We start from the raw sequence: 11,714 nt of genomic DNA, 5'->3' as shown, positions 1-11,714 counted from the left end.
GGCGGTGGTGGGCCGGGGCGGGGCGGGTTCAGGCGCTGCCGCGCCGGTCGGCGGCCGGCCGGGCGGCCTCGATCAGCTGGCGCAGGGCGCCGTGGTACACCTCGTGGTCGGTCAGCGGGGGCAGTACGTCGGCCAGGCCTCCGGAGAGCACGGGGAACTCGGCCGGGTCCAGCGCGGCCAGGGCGGCCCGGGACGCGGCGGTGGCGCCGGCGGGATCGCGGTGGTCCACGAAGGCGGCGCTGCCGAGGGTGAGCAGGTACATCCGGCGGTAGACGGTCATCGCCTCGGCCGCGGTCATCCCGGCGGCGACGCTGTCGGCCAGCGCCGGTTCCACGAGTCGGGCGAGCAGTCGGCGGCCCAACCAGGGCCGGCCACCGCGCAGTACGAGCAGGCCGGGGTGTGCGGTGAGCAGCCGGTAGAACGCGGAGAACCGCTGCTCGGTGGCCTCGGCCCAGTCGGTGCCGGCGGCGATCTCGGGCAGTTGGCCCGCGAGGTGTTCGGTGCACAGGTCCAGCAATCCCGCCAGATCGGCGCAGCGGCGCTGGACGGTGGCGTGCGAGACGTCGAGCCGGTCGGCGAGGGCGCGGAAGCTGAGCGCGGCCGGCCCTTCCTCGTCGAGGATCCGCAGGGCTTCGACGGCGATGGCCTCGGGGGTCGCGCGGTCCAGGGCGGCTGATCTTCTCGGCATGAGATACACCGTAACAGACAGTGTCACGTACGTCGTATCTCACCTGGTCCGCCGGGACGCGCGACCGCGGGGCCGGTCAAGCGGGCGCCCGCGACGTCAACCCTTCGCGTGATGTCGACTGCACCCATATTGCTGGTCATCAGGTCATAACCCGCGACTTGTGTTGACAGTGGGTAGCCGCACCGCTGCACTGGGCGCTCGACAGACCCTCGGTACGTCCCCCACGTCAAGGAGACCCCGTGCCGCCTCGCCCGCGTGCGTCGCTCCCCTGTCTGACCGCGGCCGCCCTGCTCGCCCTCCTGCTGTCCCCCGCGACGGCGGTGGCCGAACCCACCGCCACGTCGGACACCCCGCTCGCCCTCACCCCTCCCATGGGTTGGAACAACTGGGCGCACTACATGTGCGACATCGACGAGGCCAAGGTGGTCGCGAACGCCGACGCGCTCGTCTCCACCGGTCTCGCCGCCAAGGGCTACGACACGGTGACCGTCGACGACTGCTGGATGCTGAAGAGCCGTGACGCCGACGGCGACCTGGTGGCCGACCCGGAGAGGTTCCCGCACGGGATGGCCTGGCTCGGCGAGTACCTGCACGCCAAGGGGTTGAAGTTCGGCATCTACCAGGACGCCGGCGCGCTGACCTGCGGACGCTACCCGGGCAGCGGCGCTCCCGCGGGCGGGGGCGCGGACCACTACGCCCGCGACGCCCGGCTCTTCGCGTCCTGGAAGGCGGACTTCGTCAAGATGGACGGCTGCAACCTGTACGTGCCGCCCGGCAAGACGAAGGAACAGGCCTACCGCGACGCCTACAACGGCGTGGCCCGGGCCCTGCGCGACAGCGGCCGCGACATGGTCCTGTCCGCGTCCGCGCCCGCCTACTTCCAGCAGGGCGAATGGGGCGGCGCCGACTGGCACAAGGTGATCGACTGGGTGGGCGAGACCGGCCAGTTGTGGCGCGAGGGCCGTGACATCAAGGTGTACGCCCCGGCTGCGCCCACGACCTCGCGGTGGGGTTCGGTCCTCGGCAACTACGGCTACAACCGTTGGCTCGGCCGGTACGCGGGCCCTGGCAACTGGAACGACCCGGACTTCCTCATCGCCGGCGCCCCCGGACTCACCGAGGCGGAGAGCCGCAGTCAGGTCGGGCTGTGGGCCATGATGGCGGCCCCCTTCATCCTCTCCTCAGAGGTTTCCGCGCTCACCCCGGCCGGGCTCGCCGCGCTCGGCAACACCGACCTGATCGCACTCGACCAGGACCCGCTGGGCCGGCAGGGCGCGGTGGTCTCCTCGAACGGCACCTCCGACGTCATGGTGCGGCCGCTCGCGAACGGCGACCGTGCGGTGGCCGTCCTCAACCGGACCGGCGCCGCCATGGACGTCGAGGTGCCGCTGGAGGACATCGGCCTCGCCCCGTCGTGCGCCGTCGACGTCAAGGACCTGTGGAGCGGGGCCCGTCGTGAGGCGACCGTCTCGCTGACCGGCAGGGTCGCCGCCCACGACACCGCGGTGTGGCGGCTCACCCCGCGCGGCTGCGGCAAGGCCGTGCCGACCGGGCAGATCGCCGGCAACGCGGCCAAGTGCGCCGACGGGGCCAACACCAGCGGTGTCGGCGCGGTGGTCATGGCGGCCTGCACCGGAGCCTCCGACCAGCGGTGGACCGTGGGCCCCGACTCCCGACTGCGCTCGGCCGACCAGTGCCTCACGGCCGGGGACGGCGACCTGGTGGAACTGGCCGACTGCGCGCCCGGGCGATCCCGGCAGAGCTGGGCGCACGACCGTCCCGGCGCCCTGATCGAGAAGAGCAGCGGGCTGTGTCTGACCGCACCCGCGGCCGCGGCGACCCCGGACGCGCCGGCCGAGCGGCTGCGCCTGACCCCTTGCGGCGACCACCGGATCGACCAGACCTGGGCCCTGCCGGTCTGACGGCTCCGGTCCGACGCTCCGGTCCGACGGCTCCGATCGACGGAATGAGGTACGACTCGATGACACGCAGCGGGCGCCCGCGTGGGCGCCGTACGGTCGCGGTGGCGGCGCTTCCCGCGGCACTGCTCGTCCTGGTCCTGGCGGGGGCGGCGCCCGGGGCGGTCGCCTCGGGCGCGGGATCGCCCACCGCGCCCGGTGCGCGGCAGTCCGACGTACGGCAGTCCGTCGTACGTCGGATTCCGGCGGTCCGGGACTTCGACGCGCGTCCGGCGCGGGAGGCTCTGGAACGGCTGCTGCCTCGGCACGCGGGCCAGTTCACGCTGGTGCCCGACCCGGGCGCCGCGGCGGACACCTTCACGGTGTCCGGGACGGCGGGCGCCCTCACGGTGCGCGGCACCAGCGGCGCGACCCTGCTCACCGGGGTCGGCTGGTACCTCCAGCACGTCGCGGGCGCCGACATCGGCTGGCCCGGCGACAGCCTGGGGATGCTGCCGGAGCGCCTGCCGGCCGTGCCGAAGCCGGTGACCCGGAGCGCGCTGGTCGCCCACCGGTACGCGCTCAACGACACGGACGATGGCTACTCGGGCCCGTACCGCACCTTCGAGGAGCACCGACGGCAGATCGACCTGCTGGCCCTGCACGGCGTCAACGAGGTGTTCGTGCAGGTCGGCGCCGAGTATCCGTACTACCGGGCGCTCCAGCGGTTCGGATACTCGGCGGCGGAGCTGAGGGCGTGGATCCCCGGTCCCGCGCACCAGAGTTGGTGGCTGCTGCAGAACATGAGCGGCTTCGGCGGGCCGGTCTCGGAACGGCTGATGCGCGAGCGGGCCGGGATCGGCGGCCGGATCGCCGAGCAGTTGCGCGGGCTGGGCATGACCCCGGTGTTGCCGGGCTTCTTCGGCACGGTGCCGCCGGCGTTCGCCGGGCGCAACGCGGGCGCCACGACCGTGCCGCAGGGTGACTGGGCCGGCTTCGACCGCCCGGACTGGTTGGACCCGAACTCGGCCGCGTTCGGGAAGCTGGCCGCCGCGTACTACGCCGAACAGCGGACGGTGTTCGGGGACAGCTCCATGTACCGGATGAGCCCGTTGCACGAGGGCGGCAAGACGGGTTCGGTGGACGTGGCGGCGGCGGCCGGGGCGGTGCAGAAGGCCCTGTGGGCGGCCCATCCCGGCGCCTTGTGGGCGGTGTTGGGCTGGCAGGAGGATCCGAGGAGGGAACTCCTGGCCGGGGTGGACGCCTCGAAGCTGTTGATCCTGGACGGACTGTCGGACCGGTACGACGGGTTGGACCGGGAGGCCCGTTGGGGCGGCGCGCCCTATGCGCTGGGCACGATCCCCAACTTCGGCGGACACACCACGATCGGCGCCAACACCTCGGTGTGGAGCGACCGGTTCGACGCGTGGCGGTCCAAGCCGGACAGCGCGCTCACGGGCATCGCGTACATGCCGGAGGCCACCGGGACCGATCCCGCCGCCTTCGACCTCTTCACGGACCTGGCCTGGGAGTCCGGGCAGATCGACCGGAGGAAGTGGTTCGCGGCGTACTCCGCCCGCCGGTACGGGCGCGCCGACGCCGAGGCGGCGGCCGCGTGGGAGGAACTGCGCAAGGGCCCGTACAGCACCGCATCGGGGCTGTGGTCGGAGTCCCAGGACGGCCTGTTCACGGCCCGACCGAGCCTGAGCGCGGCGGGATCCGCCCGCTGGAGCCCCAAGTCGATGCGCTATCCGGCCGGTTCGGTGCGCCGCGCCCTGGACCACCTGCTGAAGGTGGCCCCGCCGCTGCGGGCTTCCAGCGCCTACCGGTACGACCTGGTGGACACGGCCCGGCAGGCATTGGCGAACCACTCGCGGGTGCTGCTGCCGAAGATCAAGGCCGCGTACGAGGCGAAGGACCTGCGCCTGTTCCGTGAGTTGACCGCCCAATGGCGCGACGGTGAGAGGCGGTTGGACGGCGTCACGAGCGCCGACCCGAACTTCCTCCTGGGGCCCCGCCTCTCGGCCGCCCGCTCCCGGGGCGCGGACAGGGCGGAAGCGGACCGGTACGAATACGACACGCGCTCGCTCCTGAGCGTGTGGGGCCCGCGCGCCGCCTCCGAGGGAGGCTCCCTGCACGACTACGCGAACCGCGAGTGGGGCGGTCTCGTCTCCGAGCTGTACGCACCCCGTTGGGACGCGTACTTCGCCACGCTGGAGGAGGCGCTGGTCCGGCGGGCGGTGCCCCGGCAGATCGACTGGCACGCCTTCGAGGAGGAGTGGGCGCGGCGGACCACCCGGCACGCCCAGGCGCCGGTCGGGGATCCGTACGCCCTGGCGTCGGGGATCGCGGCCGCGCTTCCCGCCGCGAAATGACCTACACCATCGGTCGCGGCACTGTCCGGGGCTTCCCGTGACCGTCACCCTCACGTGGGTAATTCCACACTCGTGAGAGGGAGAGCGCATACGGCTGATCACCGCACTGGACGGGGGGTCGGTTCACTGGCCCGGACACGAACAGGGGCGGCTGTCGGAGCGATCCGGTGGCCGCCCCTTCCGACGCCCCCAGGAGCGCACCGAGCATGTCCGAGACCGAGCCGGAGCGGCCCTCCCCGGCGCCGGAACCGCCGTCCGACCTCGCGACCGCGTCGATCCGGGCCGGCGGGGACCCCGACCAGGCCGTCCCCCCGCCGCCCCGGGTCGGCGACCCGGCGCGGGAGCCGTCGCCGTGCTCCGAGCCGTGGGACCTGATCACCGACGGGGTGGTCGAGCTGCGCAAGCGCAGGCCCCGCGGATGACGGGTGCGGGGCCGGCGGGCCCCGCCCGCGGGCGGGGCCAATCCAGTGGCTCGGCGGCTACGAATGGCTCACGAGGCGCGCGGATGCCGACGAACGACCGGGAATCCCGGAGGATCTTCCCGTGAACGACGTGACACGAGCGGACCGCGCCGAGGACGGCATGCCCGCCCTCCTCGGCCGGGTCGCCGAAGGGGACGAGGACGCCTTCGTCTCGGTGTACGAGGCGGTGAGCGGGTCCGTGCTGGGCCTGGCGTACACGGTGCTGCGCGATCGGGCCCAGGCCGAGGAGGTGGCGCAGGAGGTGCTCGTCGAGGTGTGGCGTACCGCCGGGCGCTACCGCGCCGACCGGGGCAGCGTGCGGACCTGGGTGCTGACGATGGCGCACCGCCGTGCGGTGGACCGGGTGCGTTCCGCGCAGGCCTCGACCGAGCGGGAGCGGCGCGCGGCGCGGCTGGAGGCCGCGCTTCCGGAGTTCGACGAGGTGAGCGAGGCGGTGGAGCACCACGAGGAGCGCGACCGGGTACGGCGCTGCCTGGGTTCGCTGACCGAGATCCAGCGCCAGTCGGTGACCCTGGCCTACTACCGGGGTCTGACCTGCCGCGAGGTGTCCGAGGAGCTGTCGGTGCCGCTGGGTACCGTGAAGACGCGCCTGCGCGACGGGCTGCTGCGGCTGCGCGACTGTCTCGGGGTGAGCGGCGGATGAGCACAGAGGACACGGAAGGCACGACGGGCATGCACGAGGGCACGGGTGCCTACGTCACGGACGCGCTGCCCCCGGCGGAGCGGGCGGCCTTCGAGGCCCATCTGGAAACCTGCGAGGCGTGCCTGCGGGAGGTCGCGGAACTCGCGGCCACGGCGGCCCTGCTGGGCCGGGCGGTGGCGGTGGAGCCGCCGCCCGCGCTCCGGGAGTCGGTGCTGCGCGAGATCCGGGCGGTGCCCGCGCGGCCGGAGCCCGTACGGCCTCCCGCGCACCGCGCGCGGCCCGCGCGGCCCCGGCTGCGCTGGGCCCTGGCGGCCTGCCTCGCGGCGGCGGTCGGTTTCGGCGGGGTGGCGGCCTGGCAGTACCAGCGGGCCGAGACGGCCCGCCAGGACGCCCGACGGGTCGAGGCGCGGGCGGCGGCCCTCACGGAGGTGCTCGCGGCGCCCGACGCGCGGCTGGCCACGGGCCGCATGGCCGACGGCGGTACGGGCACGGTGGTGCTCTCCCGGGACCGGGACCGGGCCGTGTTCGTGGCCGACGGCTTGGCGGCGCCGCCCGAGGGGCGGGTGTACCAGCTGTGGTACACCGACCCGAAGGGCATCATGCGTCCGGCCGGGCTGATGGACCCGGCGCGACCCGACGCCCCCGCGCTGCTGAGGGGCGAGGTCGGGCCCGCCACCGGGGTCGGGGTCACGGAGGAACCGGCGGGCGGTTCCGCCGCACCGACCACGGATCCGCTGGTGGTGCTCGCGTTCCCGGCGGCGGGCGCCGCGTAGGACGGGAACCGGAGGGTGCCCGCCGGCCGGCGCACATCGGGCACAACCCACCAAACCGGCTGTCGGGCCGCTCCGAATGACCCCTGAGAAGGAAGACCCGGGACGCCCGCGACCCGCAGTGCGGGCGGGACGCCCGAGGGCGGGGGGAACGACCCGATCCGAGGAGTCACGTGATGACAGCACGTCGCAACACAGGCATACGCAGGGCGGCGTTCGCCGCGTCGGCCGTGGCCGCACTGGCCCTGGGGCCGGCTCTCGCCGCGGGTTCCGCGATGGCGGCGGACGGCGAACCGTTCGGACCGGGCTGCGCCTCGGTACCGAAGGACGGCTCGGGCTCCTTCGCCGGCATGGCCAAGGACCCCGTGGCGACGGCCGCGTCCAACAACCCGGCACTGTCGACCCTGGTCACCGCCGTCAAGAAGGCCGGCCTGGTCGACACCCTGAACAGCGCGAAGGACATCACGGTGTTCGCGCCGACCAATGCGGCCTTCGCCAAGGTGCCGAAGGCCGACCTGGAGAAGCTGCTGGCCGACAAGGCGCAGCTCGCCAAGGTCCTCACCTACCACGTGGTGGGCCGGGAGCTGACGCCGAAGCAGTTGGAGCAGGGCTCGTTCGACACCCTGTCCAAGCAGAGGCTGACCACCTCCGGTTCCGGCGAGTCCTTCAAGGTGAACGGCAACGCGTCGGTGGTCTGCGGTGACGTCCACACCGCCAACGCGACGGTCTACCTGGTGGACTCCGTCCTGATGCCGAAGTCCTGACACCCCGGATCCGCCCCCGCCCCCTCCGGCGTCCGCCGGACCGTGCCCGCCCGGGCACGGTCCGGCGGACGCCGCACGCCGAATCACCCCAGGCGGATCGGGAGCGTCTGCACGCTGTTGCCGATGAAACTGCGCTGGTAGGGCAGTTCCGCGTCGGGCACCGCGAGGTCGAGGTCCGGGAACCGGTCGAAGAGCCGCTCCAGGGCGATGACGGCCTCCAGCCGGGCGAGCGGGGCGCCCACGCAGTAGTGGGCGCCGTGCCCGAAGGAGAGGTTGCGGCTGTTCTCCCGGGTGAGGTCGAACCGGTCCGCCCCGGTACCGTACGCGGCCTCGTCGCGACCGGCCGCGGTGTAGCCCGCGAGGACCGGGGTGCCCCGCGGGATGACGGCGCCGCCGACGGTCACGTCGCGGGTGGGGTAGCGGAACGGGAACCAGCTGACGGGGCCGTCCCAGCGCAGGGTCTCGTCGACCACGTCCGACCAGCTCGCCTTTCCCTCGCGGACCAGCGCGAGCTGATCGCGGTGGGTGCACAGGGCGCGCACGGCGTTGCTGATCAGATTGAGCGTGGTCTCGTGCCCGGCGACGAGCATCAGCCGCATCGTGCCGATGAGTTCGGCCTCGCTGAGCCGGTCGCCGTCCCCGTCGCGGGCCGCGATCAGGGCGCTCGTGAGGTCATCGCCCGGTGCGGCCCGGCGGGCGGCGGCGATGGTGCCCATGAGTTCGACGAGCTCGCGTACGGCGGCCATCACCTCGGCCGGGGTGGTGTCGGTGGAGACGATCACCGTGTTGGACAAGTGGTGCAGCCGCCCCCGGTGCTCCTCGTCCACGCCGAGCAGTTCGCAGATGACGCTCATCGGCAGGGGCAGCGCGAAGTGGGTCCTGAGGTCCGCGACGCCGTCCGGGGACGCCGCCGCCGCCGCGCCGAGGTCGTCGAGCAGTCCGGTGGTCAACTCCTCGATACGCGGCCGCAGTCGCTCCACCTGGCGGGCCGTGAAGGCGTTGCCGACCAGGGAGCGCAGCCGGCGGTGGTCGGCGTCGTCGGCGGTGTGCATGCCCTGGGCGTTGGCGAAGACCCGCAGGGGCCAGTCCCGGGGGACGCTGCCGTCATGCAGGCCGGGGAAGTGTCGGGCGTCCTTGGCGACATCGGGGTGGGCCAGGAACTCCTTCAGTGCCTCATGGCCCAGGACGACCGCGCCGGGCACTCCGCCGGGGAGGACGACCTCGGCTACGGCGCCCCGGGACCGCAGGCGGGCGTTGAGGGCGTGCGGACACCCCCCGGCGGGATCGATGACGTGCGCGTCTGCAGTGTGGGACGACAAGCCGATTCTCCTGACCGTGTGGAAGAGACCCGGCCAACAGTGCGGCCTGGACGACGGGTTGTTCAAGCCCGACTCTCCGCTTCGTCTCAGAACCAGTGGAGGGTGAGGGTGAAGGTGGTGTGGGTGGTGGCTCCGGTGGGGTCGGTGGCGGTGGCGGTGATGGGGTGGGTTCCGGTGGTCCAGGGTTTGCCGGTGATGCGGCCGGTGGTGGGGTCGAGGTTGAGTCCCCAGGGGAGTGTGGTGGTGGTGTAGCGGACGGGGGGTGTGCCTCCGGTGGTGGTGAGTCGGATGGTGCAGGTCTGGTTGAACCGGCAGGTCTGTGGGCCGGGGTCGACGATCCGCAGATCACCCGACGTCGGCGTGGGGGTCGGGGTCGGCGTGGGTGTAGGGGTCGGCGTGGGGGTGGGCGTCGGCGTCGGGGTTCCGGCGCAGCCCGGGGTGGCCTGCGGCGGCAGCGGTACGCGCCAGATCCGGGTGTCGTTCTCCGAGCCGACCAACAGGTTCGCGCAGTCGGCGTACGTGAGCGTCTCGCCCTGCGGCTGGGCCGGCAGCGCCACGTCGGCGAGCCTGTTCCCCGCGGTGTCGTACACGGTGGCGGTATTGGCCCCCAGGGGTCCGCCGCTGCGCAGGGCGTACGAGGTCCCCGACGGGGAGAAGGCCCCGTCGGTCGTGAACACCGGGCCCGACCGGACCGGGGAGAGGGTGTTGAGCTGTCCGGCCACGGGCGACAGCGGGGCCTTGTACAGCTTGCCCGTCGCGCCGATGAGTTTGGTCGCGACGTAGAGCTGCCCGGTGACGGGGTCCGCGAGCAGGGACTCCGCGTCGTGTCTGCCGTCGGAGTAGGCGAAGCGGTGGCTGGTCGGGGTCACGGACGCGTCGGCGAGCACGTCCGGTTCGGCGAAGGCGTGCACGGTGATCTCGCCGCGGCCGGCGAGGTTGTCCCCGATGTCGCCGACGAGGATCACGGGGGATCCCCCGGCGTCCTTGCCGATGGCGAGGCCCTCCCAGTCGGTGTTGGCGACCCCGGTGACGGTGTAGGTCGCCACGAGTCGGCCGGATGTGGTGTTGCAGTCGACGGCGAAGACCTGGTTGGTGTTGCCGCTGTCGTTGACGGCGTAGAAGACGCCCGGATGCCTGCGGCTCATGGCGAGACCACTGAGTTCGGTCAGACCGCCGGGCAGGACGCACGCGGTCTCGGGGGCCGGCGCGGCGGCCGGCGCCGCCGGGTCGGGGGCCGCCCGGATCGTGGAAGCCGTGGCGGCGGCCCGGGCGGCGGCCGGCAGGGCGACGGCGAGGACGGCGGTGGCGAGGGCCGCCGCCCATGGTGTTCTACGGATGGCTGACATGCGCACCATGGGAGGGGACAACGGATGCCGACACCAGGGTCAACGCCGCCCCGTTTGAGCATGGTTCAATGCCGAACCGACATGTCTCGCGGTCCGCAAGGCCTGTTCCGGTCAGGGTGCGGGCTCGCGTACGGGCGCCTTGTGCAGGGCGTGCGCGATGAAGGCCCGGGCCGCGCGACTCAGGGGGCGCCGCGTGTGGGCGATGCCCACCGGGCGCAGCAGTGGCGGGGTGAACGAGCGGATCTCGGCGCGGCTGCCGAAGGCCCTGGAGACCACGTCCCGGTACCAGATGAGCGAGCCGCGCCCGTCCGTGACCCCGGTGACCCAGGCGAGTCGTTCGTCGACTTCCAGTCGGGGCTCGGGGCGCACGCCGAGGCAGCTGAACATGGCCTCCATCTCGGTCCGTCGGCCGGTGCCCGGGCACGGCAGCACCATGGGCAGCCCGTCGAGCACCCGGAACGGCACCGGGTCCGGGAGTAGGGAGCCGATGGGCGAGATCAGCACCACCTCCCGTTCCTGGATGTGGTGTGTGGACAGCTCCTGGTCGATGGGCAGGTCGACCAGCGCCAGTTCGGCGGTGCCGCCGGTGAGTTCCTGGACCAGGGCCTCCCGGCTGTCGCGCTGCCGGACCCGGACGTCCACCCCGGGGTGCCGCCGGGTGAAGGAGGGCACCAGTTCGGCGGCCAGGTCCAGGGCCAGGGTCGGGGTGGCGACCAGGTGGAGGGTGGTGCGCACGGCGTCCCCGTGACCGGTGCCGATGTCGTCGATCGCCTCGACGGCGTTCAGGACGGTGCGGGCCAGTCGTACCACCCTGGACCCCTCGGGGGTGAGCTCCACGCCCCGGCCCCGGCGGGCCAGGAGTTCCACGCCGAGATCGCGCTCCATGGCCTGAACGGCCCGGGACAGGGCGGACTGGGCCACGAAGACCGAGGCGGCCGCGCCGGTGATGGAACGGCAGTCCGCGACGGCGACGAGGTAGCGAAGCTGCGCGAGTGTGGGGGTCATGACCGGACGGTAACCGGGCGATGCCGTACCTGTAAGGGGCAGCATGATGAACAACTCCTGCGCCCCGGTGCGCCGTTCATGCCCGGGTGGCGAGAAGGCATACCGGCACGGCATGACCCCGCACGCCGGCTCTCCCCGCACGTGCCCCCGGACCCGGCCCGCGGGGCGGGGATCTCCGCAGGCCACCGGCGGGCGGGGGTGCGGGGCGGAGCGCGCCCGGACGGCCGCGAACCGGCCGGCGGGTCCGGGGGGAGCGAGAGAACCCACTCCGCATGCCGGTTGACAGTGCACGGTCATCACCGCACGATGCATCGCGGCGCCGGGGATTTTGACCACCGCTCAAGCCCGTCCGAACCGTCGACGGGTCACCCGGCCGCGGCACGCACCGCGCCGGCGGAGTCGTCGACCGGCGTGTTCCCCCGTC

10 protein-coding genes are annotated in these 11,714 nt (G+C 73.3%); 6 read left to right on the top strand and 4 right to left on the bottom strand.

Going from position 1 to position 11,714, the window contains the following annotated elements:
• Nucleotides 1-28: 28 nt before the first annotated feature.
• Nucleotides 29-688, bottom strand: coding sequence for a TetR/AcrR family transcriptional regulator (locus OHA84_RS29455; protein ID WP_053676510.1), 660 nt, complete (start codon nt 686-688; stop codon nt 29-31).
• 239 nt (nt 689-927) lie between these two features.
• Between OHA84_RS29455 and OHA84_RS29450 the strand changes: the two genes are divergently transcribed.
• The 6 genes from OHA84_RS29450 to OHA84_RS29425 all read left to right on the top strand — a co-directional run bounded on the left by OHA84_RS29450 (nt 928) and on the right by OHA84_RS29425 (nt 7,620).
• Nucleotides 928-2,610: a ricin-type beta-trefoil lectin domain protein gene (locus OHA84_RS29450; RefSeq protein WP_266968972.1), complete on the top strand. Its 1,683-nt coding sequence runs from the start codon at nt 928-930 to the stop codon at nt 2,608-2,610.
• 59 nt (nt 2,611-2,669) lie between these two features.
• A complete protein-coding gene (locus OHA84_RS29445; protein WP_266968974.1) occupies nt 2,670-4,961 on the top strand; it encodes an alpha-N-acetylglucosaminidase in 2,292 nt (763 codons plus the stop codon).
• A gap of 206 nt (nt 4,962-5,167) precedes the next feature.
• A complete protein-coding gene (locus tag OHA84_RS29440; protein ID WP_053676511.1) occupies nt 5,168-5,383 on the top strand; it encodes a hypothetical protein in 216 nt (71 codons plus the stop codon).
• Nucleotides 5,384-5,504: 121 nt separating this feature from the next.
• On the top strand, nt 5,505-6,086 hold the full coding sequence (gene sigK / locus OHA84_RS29435; RefSeq protein WP_266952095.1) for an ECF RNA polymerase sigma factor SigK: 582 nt from the start codon (nt 5,505-5,507) through the stop codon (nt 6,084-6,086).
• Nucleotides 6,083-6,859, top strand: a complete 777-nt coding sequence (locus OHA84_RS29430) for an anti-sigma factor (RefSeq protein ID WP_266968976.1) — start codon at nt 6,083-6,085, stop codon at nt 6,857-6,859. The genes sigK and OHA84_RS29430 overlap by 4 nt, the downstream gene beginning before the upstream one ends.
• Nucleotides 6,860-7,032: 173 nt before the next feature.
• Complete coding sequence (locus OHA84_RS29425) at nt 7,033-7,620, top strand: fasciclin domain-containing protein (protein WP_266968978.1); 588 nt, start codon at nt 7,033-7,035, stop codon at nt 7,618-7,620.
• An 83-nt stretch (nt 7,621-7,703) separates the two neighbouring features.
• On the opposite strand, the gene OHA84_RS29420 is transcribed toward OHA84_RS29425, so the two are convergent.
• From OHA84_RS29420 to OHA84_RS29410, 3 genes are all read right to left on the bottom strand, one after another.
• Nucleotides 7,704-8,939: a cytochrome P450 gene (locus OHA84_RS29420; RefSeq protein WP_266968980.1), complete on the bottom strand. Its 1,236-nt coding sequence runs from the start codon at nt 8,937-8,939 to the stop codon at nt 7,704-7,706.
• Between the two features lie 86 nt (nt 8,940-9,025).
• Nucleotides 9,026-10,285: a putative Ig domain-containing protein gene (locus OHA84_RS29415; RefSeq protein ID WP_266968982.1), complete on the bottom strand. Its 1,260-nt coding sequence runs from the start codon at nt 10,283-10,285 to the stop codon at nt 9,026-9,028.
• Between the two features lie 111 nt (nt 10,286-10,396).
• A complete protein-coding gene (locus OHA84_RS29410) occupies nt 10,397-11,290 on the bottom strand; it encodes a LysR family transcriptional regulator (protein WP_053676723.1) in 894 nt (297 codons plus the stop codon).
• Nucleotides 11,291-11,714: the final 424 nt, after the last annotated feature.

Origin of the sequence: Streptomyces sp. NBC_00513, assembly GCF_041431415.1 — a bacterium.
In the GTDB taxonomy this organism is placed as follows: Bacteria; Actinomycetota; Actinomycetes; order Streptomycetales; family Streptomycetaceae; genus Streptomyces.
This window is presented reverse-complemented; position numbering and strand designations above follow the sequence as displayed.